General features: G+C 46.1%; 16 protein-coding genes. 7 read left to right on the forward strand and 9 right to left on the reverse strand.

Annotated elements, in window-relative coordinates; genetic code table 11:
- Positions 1–257 precede the first annotated feature (257 nt).
- On the forward strand, positions 258–575 hold the full coding sequence (locus P4S53_RS16505) for a hypothetical protein (protein WP_337113522.1): 318 nt from the start codon (positions 258–260) through the stop codon (positions 573–575).
- Between the two features lie 3 nt (positions 576–578).
- Here the strand turns inward: P4S53_RS16505 and P4S53_RS16510 are convergent, their stop codons facing one another.
- Together P4S53_RS16510 and P4S53_RS16515 are read right to left on the reverse strand one after the other, a co-directional pair.
- Positions 579–1,718: a transglycosylase SLT domain-containing protein gene (locus P4S53_RS16510; protein WP_337113523.1), complete on the reverse strand. Its 1,140-nt coding sequence runs from the start codon at positions 1,716–1,718 to the stop codon at positions 579–581.
- Between the two features lie 326 nt (positions 1,719–2,044).
- Entirely contained in the window at positions 2,045–2,581 is a 537-nt protein-coding gene (locus tag P4S53_RS16515; protein ID WP_337113524.1) for an outer membrane beta-barrel protein, read from the reverse strand.
- A gap of 382 nt (positions 2,582–2,963) precedes the next feature.
- On the opposite strand from P4S53_RS16515, the gene cobB reads away from it, so the two are divergent.
- On the forward strand, positions 2,964–3,683 hold the full coding sequence (cobB, locus tag P4S53_RS16520; protein ID WP_337113525.1) for a Sir2 family NAD+-dependent deacetylase: 720 nt from the start codon (positions 2,964–2,966) through the stop codon (positions 3,681–3,683).
- Between the two features lie 77 nt (positions 3,684–3,760).
- Here the strand turns inward: cobB and P4S53_RS16525 are convergent, their stop codons facing one another.
- From P4S53_RS16525 to potA, 5 genes are all read right to left on the reverse strand, one after another.
- Positions 3,761–4,783, reverse strand: a complete 1,023-nt coding sequence (locus tag P4S53_RS16525) for an extracellular solute-binding protein (protein WP_337114516.1) — start codon at positions 4,781–4,783, stop codon at positions 3,761–3,763.
- Between the two features lie 245 nt (positions 4,784–5,028).
- The gene (locus P4S53_RS16530) at positions 5,029–6,060 is read right to left on the reverse strand and encodes an extracellular solute-binding protein (protein WP_337113526.1); all 1,032 of its coding nucleotides are present in this window, start codon (positions 6,058–6,060) and stop codon (positions 5,029–5,031) included.
- A gap of 136 nt (positions 6,061–6,196) precedes the next feature.
- Entirely contained in the window at positions 6,197–6,967 is a 771-nt protein-coding gene (potC, locus tag P4S53_RS16535) for a spermidine/putrescine ABC transporter permease PotC (protein WP_027252235.1), read from the reverse strand.
- Positions 6,968–6,969: 2 nt separating this feature from the next.
- A complete protein-coding gene (gene potB, locus P4S53_RS16540) occupies positions 6,970–7,827 on the reverse strand; it encodes a spermidine/putrescine ABC transporter permease PotB (RefSeq protein WP_337113527.1) in 858 nt (285 codons plus the stop codon).
- Positions 7,811–8,929, reverse strand: a complete 1,119-nt coding sequence (gene potA, locus P4S53_RS16545) for a spermidine/putrescine ABC transporter ATP-binding protein PotA (RefSeq protein ID WP_120511871.1) — start codon at positions 8,927–8,929, stop codon at positions 7,811–7,813. The genes potB and potA overlap by 17 nt, the downstream gene beginning before the upstream one ends.
- Before the next feature lie 385 nt (positions 8,930–9,314).
- Between potA and P4S53_RS16550 the strand changes: the two genes are divergently transcribed.
- From P4S53_RS16550 to P4S53_RS16570, 5 genes are all read left to right on the forward strand, one after another.
- The gene (locus P4S53_RS16550) at positions 9,315–10,121 is read left to right on the forward strand and encodes a hypothetical protein (protein ID WP_337113528.1); all 807 of its coding nucleotides are present in this window, start codon (positions 9,315–9,317) and stop codon (positions 10,119–10,121) included.
- Between the two features lie 77 nt (positions 10,122–10,198).
- Complete coding sequence (locus P4S53_RS16555) at positions 10,199–10,885, forward strand: glucosaminidase domain-containing protein (protein WP_337113529.1); 687 nt, start codon at positions 10,199–10,201, stop codon at positions 10,883–10,885.
- Between the two features lie 6 nt (positions 10,886–10,891).
- Positions 10,892–11,557, forward strand: coding sequence for a DUF2987 domain-containing protein (locus P4S53_RS16560; protein WP_337113530.1), 666 nt, complete (start codon positions 10,892–10,894; stop codon positions 11,555–11,557).
- A 152-nt stretch (positions 11,558–11,709) separates the two neighbouring features.
- The gene (locus tag P4S53_RS16565; protein WP_337113531.1) at positions 11,710–12,114 is read left to right on the forward strand and encodes an MbcA/ParS/Xre antitoxin family protein; all 405 of its coding nucleotides are present in this window, start codon (positions 11,710–11,712) and stop codon (positions 12,112–12,114) included.
- A 1-nt stretch (position 12,115) separates the two neighbouring features.
- Positions 12,116–12,802: an RES family NAD+ phosphorylase gene (locus P4S53_RS16570; RefSeq protein ID WP_337113532.1), complete on the forward strand. Its 687-nt coding sequence runs from the start codon at positions 12,116–12,118 to the stop codon at positions 12,800–12,802.
- Between the two features lie 55 nt (positions 12,803–12,857).
- Here the strand turns inward: P4S53_RS16570 and P4S53_RS16575 are convergent, their stop codons facing one another.
- Together P4S53_RS16575 and ttcA are read right to left on the reverse strand one after the other, a co-directional pair.
- Entirely contained in the window at positions 12,858–14,345 is a 1,488-nt protein-coding gene (locus tag P4S53_RS16575; RefSeq protein WP_337113533.1) for a carboxypeptidase M32, read from the reverse strand.
- Positions 14,346–14,826: 481 nt separating this feature from the next.
- Positions 14,827–15,756, reverse strand: a complete 930-nt coding sequence (ttcA, locus tag P4S53_RS16580; protein ID WP_337113534.1) for a tRNA 2-thiocytidine(32) synthetase TtcA — start codon at positions 15,754–15,756, stop codon at positions 14,827–14,829.
- Positions 15,757–15,796: the final 40 nt, after the last annotated feature.

Consider the following 15,796-nt stretch of genomic DNA (forward strand, 5'->3'; position numbering starts at 1 on the left):
TTGGTACGATCATTTCGTCATGATGCATGAATACTCCCTCCAGGTGACTTCTCACTATTGTTATGGTCCTTTCGTTATTGCACGAAAGGCACTTTCTTTATTTTCAGTATAGTTCGTTTTAACAATTAGGCTGAGAATTGCAGTATAAGTCGAAAAAAAATTCACATAAAAAAATGATGATCAGAATTTCATACTATGACGAATTATGTGTCTATACTCATAAAAAATAAGATAAAAATATTTATTGTGGTGAATTAATGACAATCGTATTTTTAGTTGTGGGTGCAATCATTCAGGCCGTTGCAATTTATGTTGCGTTTTTTACCCAATTACCAGGGCATTTGTATATAGCAACTATCCTGATGGTGCTGGCACTGACAAGCCTGATGGCGATCCGCTCTCTGATTGCTCCAGCATGTTTACTCGCCGGGGTGATCGTCGGCCTGGCACTGTCGCATAATCAGTCAGATGTAAAGTTGTTAATCAATATGGGTGAAGTGATGAAATTAGCCATCCAGCCTGATTGGGAAATTAATCAAGCCTGGCAGTTTGTCAATGGCAGGGGGCCGGAATAAATATTATTTGACTGGAATAAGCAAAAGCTGACCCGCATGTATTTTATTATTCACTAACTGATTGGCTTGTTTTATATCACTGATCGATGTGTTGTTTAATGTGGCAAGCTTATATAGGGAATCGCCAGGCTCAATATACCGGACACTGTATTTATTTTTGACATAGTGTAATGTTTCAGGCTGCTGATAAAAGTGGTTGAGCTGTTTTTTAGGTATGAGTAACTGACTCTGTTCCTGTCTTAATGTTAGCCCGGAGGAGTATCCCGGGTTTAGCAGATACAGTGCTTTTCCAGTCAGTCCTGCATCATTGGCAATCTGAGCAAGGGGCACTTGCTGTGTTATCGTCACTGACGTCAATACTGGGCTGTTGGGTATGTATACCAAAGGAAGCGTACTATGGCTTTCTTCTTTGATTATCTGGCTTAATGCCAGCAGTTTAGGGACATAGTGCTCTGTTTCCCGCGGCAATGCCAACGACCAGAAGTCAGTTGGTTTACCCAGCGCTTTGTTGGCTTTGATAGCTTTGCGAACTCTGCTTTCACCGGAATTATAAGCAGCAATCGCATGGAGCCAGTTACCATTGAATTTATGATGAAGATATTCCAGTAAATCAAGTGCAGCCTGAGTCGATGCAATAATATCAAGCCTGCCGTCATACCCAGGCCGAAATTGCAGTCCGAATGATTTACCTGTTGGTTTCGTGATTTGCCAAAGCCCGGCTGCACCTTGCTGTGAATAGGCATAGGGATCAAATGCACTTTCGATGAAAGGCAATAAAACAAGTTCAATAGGCAGATCACGAGATTGGGCGTTTTGGTAGATATAATAAAGAAAGGGTTGAGCACGCTTTGATACTGTCTTGAGATGCAATGGACGGCTCAGATACCACTGTTTATAGTTCCGCACTCTTGCGTTGTTTGGTACCGGAAGATCACTTTCTTTTGCGAGAATTTGCCAGAGACTCTCTTCTTTGATCATTGATAACTCTGTTAAGGGAGGAGGTGAATAATCAGAAGGTAAGCCTGTTGCCAGATAGCGACCATCAATGACATCTTCCGGAATAGGGCATCGCTGGCTTTTACTCGCAACCAACAGCAATGTTTTTTGGAAGGCTTCATTGTGCGTGTCATTGGTAACAGACATGGATCCACAGCCTGTCAGTAACTGGAATGATAAAACCAACAACGGGTAAGCGTTTCTCATAATCGGCCTGCTAACCTTAGTTTGATCGAACCCAGCAATACATTTTTATTGTGTTTTTTTAAGGTATAGCAAGACTGGTTTGCTGAACTTGTCTGGTTTTTGATACAGCGCCTGAAAAATTTTGTGGTGATTTTTTGAAGATATTGGATTGCGGTATAAAACAAATAAGGTGAGATGTGAAGCTGAAGCGGGTCATAATGCGAAAGGGGTATAACGTATAGAAACGACAACGCCACATTGCTGCGGCGTTGTATGGGTTTGAGCTGTTAGAAGTAGAATCTTGTACCAAAAATGAATCGGGTAAAGCTGTCCTCAACACCGTCTTTTGTGACGCTGATATCGTCGGTTGCGATGTTGTAGTTCACTTCAGCACTGATGGCAACATGTGGGTTGATGAAGTATTTCACGCCACCTGCGATTTTAATATTCAAAGCAGTGACATCTTCAATATCAAAATCAATGTCTTCGTCTTCATTTGCCGACAGGTTAGCCAGCTGAGCAGCAGCACCAAGGTAAGGCACCCAGTTACTGTCGTTTGTGAAGTTGTATTCTGTAAACATACCAAGCTGGAAGGTTTTGGTACTGTCACTCATGTTTACATCCAAAATACCGCCGATTTCCCAGTCATCTTTCACAAAATAACCGTAGGTGGTATTCAAAAGGAATAAATAATCATCAACATAGTCAAAATCCATACTACCTTGTAAGCCGAATTCTTGCGTACCTTCTTCCAGAGTTACGGCAAGTGCAGCCGGGCTAGCCAACAGTGTTGTTACTAATAATGCCAATGCTTTTTGCTTCATTTCCATCACTCCATTGTTTTTGTGATACAGGAGAAGCATAGACGAGACTATTCAAAGTTGCCTAAATACTTCAAAGTTTTCATCGTGTTTCACTAAGATACATAAACTATTTTATTATTGGTTCTGATAATAAAATTCAGAAAATGGCTTAAAGACAAAACAACATGTCGTACAAGGAGAATCATCCTTCATATTCTTATTTGCGAGATTAATGGCCTTGCTTAATGCACTATAACTTTTTATGCGGTAGAGTTTATATCAATCGCACTTCACCGGATGCTCGTACGAAATCCACTTAAGACTATTGTCTGACAAGGTAAGAGTTATATTGCTGTCCGGTCGATGGTATAACTGTGGTAAACGTTAACAAGGGCAAGGAAAGATGCATTTTCCCTATCGAAATATAGTGATACTCACTGGGGCCGGGATATCAGCCGAGTCGGGGATCAAAACCTTTCGTGACCAGGATGGACTGTGGGAAAACCACCGTATTGAGGATGTAGCAACACCTGAAGGGTTTAAAAGAGATCCTGAACTGGTGCAATCCTTCTACAATCAGCGCCGTCAGCAGTTAGAAAGCGGGACTGTTCACCCCAATGCTGCGCATTATGCGTTGTCACGTTTGGAAAATGAACTCGACGGTACGGTGACAGTCATCACACAGAACATAGACAATTTACATGAGAAAGCGGGTAGTCATCATGTGATTCATATGCATGGTGAGTTACTGAAAGCGCAGTGCAGTCAAAGTGGTCAGACGATTGAGTGGACTGGTGATATTTCACTGGATGACAGTTGCCATTGCTGCCAGATTCCAGCGCCACTAAGGCCAAATGTTGTCTGGTTCGGAGAAATGCCACAGTCAATGGATAAGATTTATTCTGCGCTGGTTGAAGCCGATCTTTTCATTGCTATCGGTACATCTGGTTCAGTTTATCCGGCGGCGGGCTTTGTTCATGAGGCTGCAATGCACGGAGCACACACCTTAGAGCTCAACTTAGAACCCAGTATCGTAGAGAGCGAATTTGACGAAAAACGCTATGGGCCTGCGTCAAAAATTGTTCCTGAGCTGGTTGAAGAGTTGTTAACGCCTGCAGATTAGCACAATGTCTGTTATTCAGTTCAGTGTCGCTGAAGTCGGTAATCATAAGGCGTCTGTTGGACGCCTTATTTAAGTATTTACTGGCCGGCTTTTAGCTTTTGGTAATACTCTTCATACAGTGATACTGCATCACCGACACTGTTTTGCCATTCACCCGCATCCATGACGGCTTGTGGCGGGTAGATGCTCGGATCATCCACAAACGCTTTTGGCAGTTTATCTTTGGCTGTTGCAACAGGGGTTGGATAACCAATTTCCAGTGCAACTTTTGCTGCGTTCTCTGGTTTGAGCAAAAAGTCGATCATCTTATGTGCGGCCTCAACGTTTTTAGCGCCGGCTGGAATTGCCAGGCTGTCCATCCAGAAAATGGCACCTTCTTTAGGCCAGACAATATCAATAGAGGCACCTTCCTGGCGTGCCATGTAGGCAGAACCGTTCCATAACATGCCCAAGGAAGTTTCTCCGGCCATGTAAGGGTTCGCAGGGTAGTCTGAGTTAAAGACCAGCACGTTAGGCATCAGCTTTTTCAGTTCTTCATAAGCGGCTTTAATTTCGTCAGGATTTTCAGTGTTAGCTGAGTAACCCAGCTTACGTAATGCGATGTGGAAGAACTCACGCGCATCGTCCATCATCATCAGTTGGCCTTGCCATTTGCTGTCCCAGAAGTCACTCCAGCCAGTGATCTCTTTGGCATTAACCAGATCTGTATTCACGCCAATGCCTGTCGCGCCCCAAATGTATGGAATCGAGTAGTCATTGCTTGGGTCGAAAGGCTTATTTAAAAAGTTAGGGTCGAGGTCTTTAAAATGCGACAGCTTAGATTTATCGATTTTCTTCAGCATATTCTCGTCACGCATCTTAGCTACGTAATATGTAGAAGGCACGACCAGATCGTAACCTGAACCGTAGGTCTTCAATTTAGCGTACATCGTCTCATTCGACTCATACGTCGAATAGATGACTTTGATACCGGTTTCTTTGGTGAACGCTTCCAGCACACTGGCTGGGATATACTCAGACCAGTTGTAGAAATACAGCTCTTCGTCTGCAGCCAGCGCTGAATGTGATGTCAGCGACAAGGCAAACAGGCCGCCGGCCATGATTGAAGACCATTTTTTCATTGAGTTACTCCTAACTTCAGAAGCCCTACATAGCATTCTGGTAGCTATAGCAATGCCCACCTCTCTTGCGGACAGGGTGTGTCATTTCAGATGACAAAACATGTCAGAATGAGATATTAACCCATTACTAACGTATGGAATTCATTAAAGAATCAGTGGGAGAGTATAGCAGAGGGGATAAGAAAAAAGGCAACCAAATCATTTTGGTTGCCTAAAGAAAGCGCTTATTGACCAGCTTTCAGCTTGAGGAAGTTTTCTTCATACAGAATGTTGGCGTCACCAACAGCATTCTGGAACTCACCGCGTTCCAATTCCTCTTTCGGTGGGAACAGAGTCGGGTTGTCTTTATACTTCGCATTTGATGCTTCAACACCTGTCAGATAACCGGTTTCTTCTGAAATTTTCGCGGCAACATCCGGGCGCAGCAGGAAGTCGATCATCTTATGAGCGGCTTCAATATTTTTCGCATTGCTGGTGATTGACAGGTTATCCACCCAGTAAATGCCGCCTTCTTTTGGCCAAACCAGTTCAATTGGCAGACCTTCACGCTGTGCAGCAGCCGCTGAGCCATTCCACAGCATACCTAAGCCGACTTCGCCAGCCATATAAGGTGCCGCTGGATTATCCGAGTTGAAAACCAGTACATTCGGCATCAGCTCTTTCAGCTTTTCATAAGCTTCAGCGATTTGTTTTGGATCTGTGGTGTTACCTGAGTAACCCAGAATCTTCAGGGCGATATGGTGAACTTCACGAGTATCATCCATCAGCATTAGCTGGCCACGATATTTCGGATCCCACAGATCTTCCCAGCTGTCAAAGTCAGCCGGATCATACATTTCGGTGTTCACGGCAAGGCCAGTGATACCCAAAACGTGAGGGATAGAGTATTCGTTGTTCGGATCGAACGGCTTATTCAGATAATTCGGATCAAGGTTTTTGAAGTTGCTCAGTTTCGACTTGTCGATTTTCTGCAGCATGCCTTCATCGCGCATTTTGGCAACGAAGTAGGTTGAAGGAACAACCAGATCGTAACCTTCCGGGTGTGCTTTCAGCTTGGCATACATGGTTTCGTTCGACTCGTAAGTCGAATAAATGACTTTAATGCCCGTTTCTTTAGTGAACTGTTCACGTAGCTCCGTAGAAATGTACGGGCCCCAGTTCATAAAGACTAATTCTTCATCGGCTGCATTGACACTACCAGATACCAGAGTAGCGGCGCATGCGGCGCTGGCCAGAAACGAGGACCATTTTTTCATTGATGTGATAACTCCAAAATCCCTGCTGGGATGGTTAATATAACAGGAGTCAAACCTTTGTCTCCTGCGTAAACGGCCGGGTGTAAACCCGGCCGTGTTTCGGTACGATTATCATGCAGATAAAATTAAACGCAACTTATTTCGTCTTGTCTCGCACAATGATTTGCGACAACACAACCAGCGTCAGTGACACGATTAACATCACAGTTGCCAGCGCGTTAACTTCCGGTGAAATACCCACTTTTACCATAGAGTAAATTTTCAGCGGCAGGATTTCATACGTCGGTCCTGTCACGAAAGAACTGACAATCACATCATCCAGTGACAAGGTAAAACTGAGCAACCAACCCGCAAAAACCGCGGGTTTCGCTAAGGGCAGAATGATCTGTTTCAATATGACCCACTCGCTGGCGCCTAAATCACGGGCAGCTTCCAGCATTTTCACATCAAAGCCTTTTAAACGGCTATACACGGTCACCACAACGAATGGGAGACAGAAGGTGATATGAGATAACAGCAGGGTCAGGAATCCCAGTTTGGCTCCCATCAGAATGAAAAGCGCAAGCAGCGAAATAGCCATCACGATATCTGGTGACATCATGACCACAAACAGCATGCCGTTAACAAAGCTTTTTCCCTTGAACTGGTAACGGAACAGGGCAACGGCAGTCAGGCTGCCGATGATGGCAGCGGCTGTTGCAGAGTAAACGGCAATGTTCAGTGAGTGCCAGGCGGCTTGCATCAAGCTGTCATTGTTCACCAGTTGCTCATACCACTTGGTGGTAAAGCCGCCCCATTTCATGCCAAATTTACTGGCGTTGAATGAGTTAACAATAAGAATAATGATGGGAATGTACAGGAATGCGTACACTACCGACATCAGACTGACTTTGAAAAAACGTCCCACAGTTAGTCCAACTCCACTTTACGGTTGAGCAGCTTGCCAGCCCGGTAATAGGCATACAGCAGAATTGCCATTGAAATTGTCAGTGCGATGCTTGTTGCAGCACCAAAAGGCCAGTCACGGGCGTTCAGTACCTGACTCTTAATGACGTTACCGATGAGCAGGTTTTTGGCACCGCCGAGCAGGTCGGAAATGTAGAACATACCCATTGCCGGCAAAAACACCAGCAGGCAGCCCGCAATCACGCCTGGCATAGTTAAGGGTGCGATAACACGAATAAACGTCTGAACCTTGTTCGCGCCCAAATCCCGCGCAGCTTCAATATAAGTGTTATCCAGCTTTTCAATAGCGGAATACAAGGGCAGCACCATGAATGGCAACAGGATATAAACCAGGCCAATCATTACCGCATACTCTGTGTACATAATGCGCAGGGGCTTATCAATAACCCCGATGGCCATCAGGCTGCTGTTGAATACGCCCTGGGTACCCAGCATGATTTTCAGGCCGTAAGTCCGGATCAGTGAATTGGTCCAGAACGGTACGATCACCAGAAACAGCATGAACGGACGCCACTTTGCCGGCATTTTGGCAATACTGTAGGCAAACGGATAGCCCACCAGCAGGCATAAGATCGTTGCCATGCCTGCCATGTAGAACGAATGCAGCATGACCTGACCATACAAAGGGTCAAACAAGCGCGCGTAGTTTTCCAGCGTGAAGGTTAAATCAATCAGATTCGCATCATCACGAGTCAGAAAACTTGTGCCAATAATCATCAGGTTCGGGATGAATACAAAAACCAGTAACCATCCTACAATCACCGAAATGATGATATTTTGCAGATTAAGCTTCTTCGTCATCAGCCAGTACCACTTCCCAACTTTCAACCCAGGTGATAGCTACTTTTTGATCCAGGGAGTGGTCTACATCCGGATCATCTTCGTTAAAGAATTCACTCACCATGACAGATTTGCCCGTTTCGATCTCAACAACTGAATCCAGCGTCATCCCTTTATAGGTACGCTCACGCACATGGCCCATCAGGCCCCAGCTTTCTTCGTTTTCGTTGATTTCTTCCAGACGGATATCTTCAGGGCGAAGCAGCACTTTAAGTGGTGCGTGTTGCTGCACATCAAGATCACAATGGATCACTGCCTCACGGCCTTCGACAATGGCTTTAATACGTTTTTCGTCAATACGTTCAATCACAGTGGCATCGAACACATTAATTTCACCGATGAAGCGGGCGACAAACAGGTTGCTTGGCTCCTCATAAATTTCACGCGGTGTGCCGTCTTGTTCAATACGTCCATCACGCATAACGATAATACGATCTGACATTGACAGCGCTTCTTCCTGATCATGTGTGACGAAGATGAAAGTAATGCCCAGACGACGCTGCAGCTGTTTCAGCTCCAGCTGCATCTGCTTACGGAGCTTGTAATCCAGCGCAGAAAGCGATTCATCCAACAGCAGTACTTTCGGCTTGTTCACCACAGCTCGCGCTATGGCAACACGTTGCTGCTGACCACCGGATAACTGATGTGGCTGACGAGGAGCAAACTGCTCCAGCTGAACCATCTGCAAAGCTTCCATCACACGTGGCTTGATCTCTTGCTCTGGCACTTTTTGCATGCGCAGACCAAAGGCAACATTTTCAAACACCGTCATGTGCGGGAATAAGGCATAACTCTGGAATACAGTATTCACATGCCGCTGTTCTGCATGAACGGCAGTCACGTCCTGACCGGCAATAATAATCTGCCCCTGGTCAGCATCTTCAAAACCAGCGATAAGGCGAAGGACAGTGGTTTTACCACAGCCGGAGGGGCCTAAAATGGTTAAAAACTCACCGTCATTCACGTTGAGATCTAACCCGGCGATAATCTGTTTACCGTCAAAGCTCTTGCTCAGCCCTTTGAGCTGAATAACCGGTTCTTTGGATGTGATGTTTGTGTTCAACTCTACCTGGTCTCCACATCGTGCCTGCAAATATCTGCCTGCATTTTCTTGGTCAATTTCAGGAGCCGGATGATAGACCCCCATAGGTATAATTCAAAGTATTTTTTATGTTGTACAGGCGACTTTTTCGCTTATCCGTTTTGCAAATGATTTCAACGGAGTTCATTGCATTATCTGAGGATTTTCAAGGCTAATAATGCAGTATTTAGATTGCAAATTGACTACTGAGCTTAGATGAAATCTGAACAAAACCCTAAATTGAACGATAAATTTCCACCATTTTGAGGCATTGAAGCATTTTTTAACCATGACGCGATTTGTTTAGCGCAAGCGGTAGCGTACAATCGGGCCCATTGTTCTAATTGAATGTGAATCAACTATCTGCATGAGTAATAAAAGTCTTCAGGTTGGCGGCTCAATCGAAAAGGCGCTGTCAGGCAAAGCAGACTTACAGTCTGTCGCGGTACTTCAAGAAGCCTGGAAGGTGACAGCAAAGCATTTTCTGACCTTTTTTCCAGCAATTGCAGGGCTGTTTTTAGCGCAGCTTGCCCTCTTGTTGCTAGCGTTGCAAGTTCAGCTGGGTAATCCAGCTATATTCTTTGATGCCATTGTCAGTGGTGAAGGGATCACTCCCGAGATCGTTGAAGCGGGTTTTATGGCCAATTTCTGGTCGGATGTATTAAGCGCCCCTTTGTATGCCGGTGTCAGCCTGATGGCGCTGAACCATGCGGTTGGCCTGCCAACCAAACCGCGTTATTTGGTTAAGGGCTTTCCCTTTGCCGTCGTGTCTGTAGTCACTATGCTGCTGACATCCTCGCTGCAGGGCATAGGGAATGCGTTGTTCCCATTAATTGGGTTGTTTTTAACCATGGCTTTCAGCATGACGATCACACTGGTTTGTGAAAAGCGTGTTAGCCCGTTAAAAGCGATTCAGTACTCTGTCGTGGCCACGTTCCGTAAAATATTACCGCTATCTGCTATTTTCCTGGCGGTACTGGTTTTGTTCTTTATCTCTTTTGCGACCGCTGGCATCGGGCTGATTTGGACAATTCCTTTCTTCTTTAATGTGAAAGCAATTGTCTATCGTAATTTGTTCGGTATTACCCTGCAGGTCACAACCGCCGGTAAAGGCGGTGACGGGGACGATCAAGGCAATAAAACAGAAGAAGAAAGCAAGGTATTTAACGCGTGATAAAACATGTCAGACATTTTGCGCTTGCCGGATGCACATTGTTCTTTGTAGGTTGCGCTGAGCCTGAAAAGCAAGCAGTGAATACCCAAGATGAAGCCACCCGGCCAGATTTTAACGTTATGGAAGACGTGAACCTTAAGAAGCAATCATTTTTCACGTTCTTACGTCCGTTCGTGCAGCAAGAGAATGCCAGGATCAGCGAGGAGCGTTCTTTTTTACTGGCTATTCAAACCCAGTTGAAAGTCGGACAAGCTCTCAGTACCAATGACCTCGATGAAGCCCGCCAGCTTGGTGATGCTTATAATCTGGAACTTACAGATGACGCTGTCACTGAATCCTGGTTGAATAACATGCTGATTCGTGTGGATCTGATCCCTGAAGAGCTGGTATTGAGCCAGGCGGCCAATGAGTCGGGATGGGGGACGTCACGGTTTGCCGTCGAAGGACATAATTATTTTGGACAGTGGTGCTACACCCAAGGCTGTGGCCTGGTTCCCAGTGCCAGAGGAGAAGGTGCGAAACATGAAGTTGCCGTTTTCTCTGATGCGGCTCAGTCGGTTCACGCTTATTTTATGAATGTGAACCGCAATCGCGCTTATGCGGAGCTCCGGGATATCAGGGCTAATGAGCGTGCGACAGGTCAGCCCGTTACCGGGTTAAAGCTTGCGGAAGGATTGCACCGATACTCTGAACGTGGACAAGACTACGTGGATGAAATTCAGGGTATGATCCGTCATAACAAACAATTTTGGCAACAGGGCTAACCGTTGATGAGCACTTCTTTGATCAAAACCCTTCTTCTTACTTCCGGCTTGCTGACGATTTCCGGTCATGTTTGGGCACAGAATATTGAGATGCGTTACAGCAATCTTTTCGGCAAACTCAAGCACAACGTCGCTGAGTCTCACCCTGATGTGAGTATTGCCTTGTATCTGATCAATCAGCAAACCGGTGAAACATGTGCAGTCCGTAAGGGCTGGATGCAAAAAGAGGAGCATTACGAAGAGCTCGTTATTCCAGCGGATAATGCTCTGGTGGTACCAATCGACAATAACTTAAGGCAGGCGAATCCGGATGTCACTTTTGTGATAGATGACGGGATCACCTGCGATGTGTCTATGCAGGTGATCGTCAGCAAGCATTTAGGGCAATCTATCAACAAACAAGAGTTGGATCATCTGCTGCCACAAATGGACATACTCCTAAATGATCTGGGTGGAATGTTCTCATCTTGGTTTATGCCAGAGGTCAGCGGTGTTGTGATGCATTTTGCTGCCGAGCAGACGGGTGTTATCACCGTTTCTAACGACACCGTCATTCCCATCGCAGCAGGCAAAGCGATTGTGAAAGTCAATCAACTCCCTGAAAATGCTGTGTTGACCTTACCATCTCCCGCGATTCGTATTACGCCCTGGCTTGAACCCTCCTCAGATTAACGGCTCCGATATTCAGGACTGATCACTACGTTGTTCAGTCCTGCCTTCTCTTCCGTTGAAGACGTGTTTACGATCTTCGGCTTGTCACTTTTGTTCATTTATAGACTTGATGCTAAACTAAGTCCATAAATGAACAAGATGAGACGATGATCATGAACACGCATACCGTGGCGGCGAATCAGCCCATTGAGCATGCAGGCAATCAGGTACTGCCAGTCGTTTTCAATATTCTGGATAAATGGCATTGCAGTCAGAATCAGCAGATGGCGCTGCTTGGTTTATCAAGTCGCTCAACACTGAACAAATACCGCACCAGCCCGGAGTCGGCCAAAGTGTCCAAAGACTTGCTGGAGCGAATGAGCTACATACTGAATATCCATAAATGCCTGCGCATTTTATTTACCCGTGAAGACAGTGTTTATCAGTGGGTGCAGAAGCCTAATTCACACCCGTTTTTTGCCGGGCGAAGTGCGATGGAAGTGATGGGTCAGGGGAAGGTTGCCGATTTGTACGAAGTGGCTACGCGTCTGAACGCCTGGCGCGGGGGACGATCCTGAGATGTCAAAGACTTATCCGCACAAGCACTTCAGGGAGCAGTCTTGCTACCGGTTAATTCCCTCAAAATATCCGCCAATCAACCTGTATGAAGATGTCGCAGAGCCCGATCAACTGGAAGCTGTCTTTGCCGTTGAAGCCCTGACCAATCCTCGTCTGGCTGAAGAAACAGGGCAGTTTGCTCGTATACCGGTTGAGGAAAGGCTGGTCGGTATCCCTCACTGTAGCTACGTAATGGCCGCATTTACCCATGTTAACCCGGATGGGGGCCGTTTTAATACGGCAGACTTTGGCGCGTATTATGCTACAAGAGACATTAATACTGCGATCAAGGAAACGAGTTATCACATGGAGCGGATACTGGGCTATACCCAGGAGCCGTCGCAAGATATCCAGATGAGAAGTATACAGGCTTGGTTTTCTGGCGCTTTGGTGGATTTTACAGAGCAGTCGTATCTGGATTCTGCGCTTTACCACCCCACAAATTATGCGCACTCTCAGGCTGAGGCGATCGCGATGAAGGAAGAGAAACAAGACGGCGTCTTGTATCACTCAGTACGGCATCAGGGCCATGATTGTTTTGCCTTGTACAAGCCCAACCTGGTCAGCAAGGTCTGTCAGTCTAATCATTATGTTTACAAATGGAATGGCAGTGCTATCAATACTGTACTGGAGATCAGCATGGTGTAAAAAAGGGCCGTCAGGCCCTTTTTCGTTGACAACTTTGCCCTTATCTTTCAGGTCGTTAGTTCTCGAGGTAGCGACTTTCAAGGTGTGCTTTGAAGTGCTCCGGATTCAGCGTCTCGCCGGTCGCTTCTTTCAGCAGGTGATCTGTTGAAAGGAAGCTGGCTTTCTTCCAGACATGTCTGTCTAACCAGTTGAAGATGGGCTGAAGGTTGCGCTCACGAATGAGGTTTTCCACATTCATTTCACGACGGATGGCCGCCATGAACTGAGCCGCATACATCGCACCCAGAGTGTAAGACGGGAAATAGCCAAAGCTGCCGTCTGTCCAGTGGATATCCTGCATACAGCCGTCAGTAAAATTACCTTTGGTCGATAACCCCAGATACTCGGTCATCTTCTTGTCCCACAGCTCGGGGATATCCGCCACTTCGATGTTGCCTTCAATCAAATCGCGTTCAATTTCGTAACGTAAAATGATGTGTGCAGGGTAGGTCACTTCATCGGCATCGACTCGGATATAGCCAGGTTCGACCCGGGTACTGAACAAGGATAAATTTTCGGTGCTCAGCGCTTTGTCGTTATTGCGGTCAAATGCTTCGCGAGCTAACGGGGCGAGGATTTCAATAAAAGGCTTACTGCGCGAAAGCTGCATTTCAAAAAACAGGCTTTGTGACTCATGAACGCCCATTGAGCGCGCCTGACCCACAGGTAAACCATGCCACTGCTCAGGAAGTCCTTGCTCGTAACGGGCATGGCCAGTTTCGTGGATAACCCCCATGAGTGCGCTGGTAAAGTCAGCTTCATCATACCGGGTCGTAATGCGGACATCAGTCGGCACGCCGCCACAAAACGGGTGCGTACTCACGTCCAACCGGCCGTGTCTGAAATCAAATCCCAATTTGCCCATGATATCCAGACTCAATGCTTTCTGTTGAGCTATCGGGAAGGGACCTTTAGGGGTAATCACTTGATCACTGGCTTGTTTTGCTCTGACTTGTTGAATCAATGCGGGCAGCCATGTCTTCACCTGACCAAATATAGAATCGATTTTCTCGCACGTCATGCCAGGTTCATACAGATCCATCATCGCGTCGTAACGGCTTAACCCCGTTGCTTCAGCTCGAATCTGCGCTTCTTCTCTTGCCAGTTGAACAACGGCTTCAAGGTTCTGGCTGAACTCATGCCAATTATTTTCTTTGCGTTGCGTTCGCCAGGCATGCTCGCACTTTGAACCGGCGAGCGATTTTTTCTCCACCAGATCAGCCGGCAGAATATTGTCCATTTGCCAGGAACGCTTCATCTCTTGCAGACTGATCTTTTGCTCTTTAGATAAAGATTCGGTTTCGGCTTTGGCGAACCATTCAGTCAGAGAAGGGGCTGTTGCGAGTTCATGATGGATAAGTGCCAGTTCAGCCATTGCTTCGGAGCGCGCGGCATTTCCGCCTTCTGGCATTTTCGCAGCCTGATCCCAGCTGCAGATAGCGGATAAATGAGAAATCTTGGAAAGCTTTTTAGCGTGTTGTTCCAGTTTCTGATAGTAAGTCATTTTTAATCCTTTATATTGACTTAGTAGCGTGCAGGACGGCTACAGACTTGATTGGACCTCACTCAGTTTCAGGCTCGCTTGTAAAGTCAGAGCGTGGAGATGTCACTCAACATGAAACTGCTCGGTAACCGATAGAAATCATTCGTAGGAATAGCTGGCTATGAGCGAGAATCATATTGTGCAACGTATTACTGAGCAGAATAACGTTGCGTATCTCTGCGAGTACCTGAACGTATAGGTATCTATAGTATGATACGGATAAAACTGCCATATACCAGACTGTTCTTAGCAATTTTTTTGGTTTTTTGTTAACAAATCTTTATATGTTGTGATGTTTTTGGGCTGGTTTTTAGTGTTTTTGGCTGCATATGTTCTGAATGCCGTATTCGATATGCAATATGTCTGGCAGGTATTTCTGCCGATAAAAATAATGAACACATTAAAAAAGCCGCAATGTTTGCGGCTTTCATAGGCGGATAAGTTAATTAACCTGCAAGATATCCAATTTTTCGCCCGGATCAAATTCACCGGTACTTTCGGCAGCGACAGGTGAGCTTGGTAAGTCTTCTTTATCGAAAGCGATATCACCACCGTTAATTGCACCTGATTCCCTGTCGATTGACTTGAAGTCAAACAGGTCAAAGTCTGCCAGGTGTGAGGGGACGACGTTTTGCATTGCAGTAAACATTGTCTCAATCCGGCCCGGATAGCGTTTATCCCAGTCTCGCAACATTTCTTTGATCACCTGACGCTGAAGGTTTGGCTGCGAGCCACACAGGTTGCATGGGATAATCGGGAACGCTTTCATTTCGGTATAGCGTTCAATATCTTTTTCGCGGCAATAGGCAAGCGGGCGAATTACCACGTGCTCACCGTTATCTGAGACCAGCTTAGGCGGCATACCTTTCATTTTGCCGCCGTAGAACATGTTCAGGAAAAGCGTTTCCAGCATGTCATCACGGTGGTGCCCCAGCGCAATCTTGGTCGCGCCCAGCTCTTTTGCCGTGCGGTACAAAATACCCCGACGCAGACGGGAGCAGAGAGAGCAGGTCGTTTTACCTTCCGGCACTTTCTCTTTGACGATTGAATACGTATCTTCATTCACAATCTTGTACGGAACACCAAGCGATTCAAGATATTCGGGCAAGATATGTTCAGGGAAACCAGGCTGTTTCTGATCAAGGTTCACTGCAATCAGTTCAAAGCTGACAGGGGCACTGCGCTGCAGGCTGCTCAACATTTCCAGCATGGTATAGCTGTCTTTACCACCAGACAGGCAAACCATAATGCGATCACCATCTTCGATCATATTAAAATCAGCAATCGCCTGACCCGTATTCCGGCGCAGTTTCTTTTGCAGTTTATCGAAGTTGTATTTCTGTGCCTTTGTAAGCTCTTGATTCTGAGTCATTGCTTCTCTCTTTCGCGTCGATTGAATCACGCTGTCAACC

The sequence above is a fragment of the Photobacterium sp. Hal280 genome (genome assembly GCF_037162255.1).
Taxonomy (GTDB): domain Bacteria; phylum Pseudomonadota; class Gammaproteobacteria; order Enterobacterales; family Vibrionaceae; genus Photobacterium.

Coding starts and splice junctions, on each gene's coding strand:
- P4S53_RS16505 (WP_337113522.1), top strand. CDS start 258: ATGACAATCGTATTTTTAGTTGTGGGTGCAATCATTCAGGCCGTTGCA.
- P4S53_RS16510 (WP_337113523.1), bottom strand. CDS start 1,718: ATGTCTGTTACCAATGACACGCACAATGAAGCCTTCCAAAAAACATTG.
- P4S53_RS16515 (WP_337113524.1), bottom strand. CDS start 2,581: ATGAAGCAAAAAGCATTGGCATTATTAGTAACAACACTGTTGGCTAGC.
- cobB (WP_337113525.1), top strand. CDS start 2,964: ATGCATTTTCCCTATCGAAATATAGTGATACTCACTGGGGCCGGGATA.
- P4S53_RS16525 (WP_337114516.1), bottom strand. CDS start 4,783: ATGGCCGGCGGCCTGTTTGCCTTGTCGCTGACATCACATTCAGCGCTG.
- P4S53_RS16530 (WP_337113526.1), bottom strand. CDS start 6,060: ATGAAAAAATGGTCCTCGTTTCTGGCCAGCGCCGCATGCGCCGCTACT.
- potB (WP_337113527.1), bottom strand. CDS start 7,827: ATGACGAAGAAGCTTAATCTGCAAAATATCATCATTTCGGTGATTGTA.
- P4S53_RS16550 (WP_337113528.1), top strand. CDS start 9,315: ATGAGTAATAAAAGTCTTCAGGTTGGCGGCTCAATCGAAAAGGCGCTG.
- P4S53_RS16560 (WP_337113530.1), top strand. CDS start 10,892: ATGAGCACTTCTTTGATCAAAACCCTTCTTCTTACTTCCGGCTTGCTG.
- P4S53_RS16565 (WP_337113531.1), top strand. CDS start 11,710: ATGAACACGCATACCGTGGCGGCGAATCAGCCCATTGAGCATGCAGGC.
- P4S53_RS16570 (WP_337113532.1), top strand. CDS start 12,116: ATGTCAAAGACTTATCCGCACAAGCACTTCAGGGAGCAGTCTTGCTAC.
- P4S53_RS16575 (WP_337113533.1), bottom strand. CDS start 14,345: ATGACTTACTATCAGAAACTGGAACAACACGCTAAAAAGCTTTCCAAG.
- ttcA (WP_337113534.1), bottom strand. CDS start 15,756: ATGACTCAGAATCAAGAGCTTACAAAGGCACAGAAATACAACTTCGAT.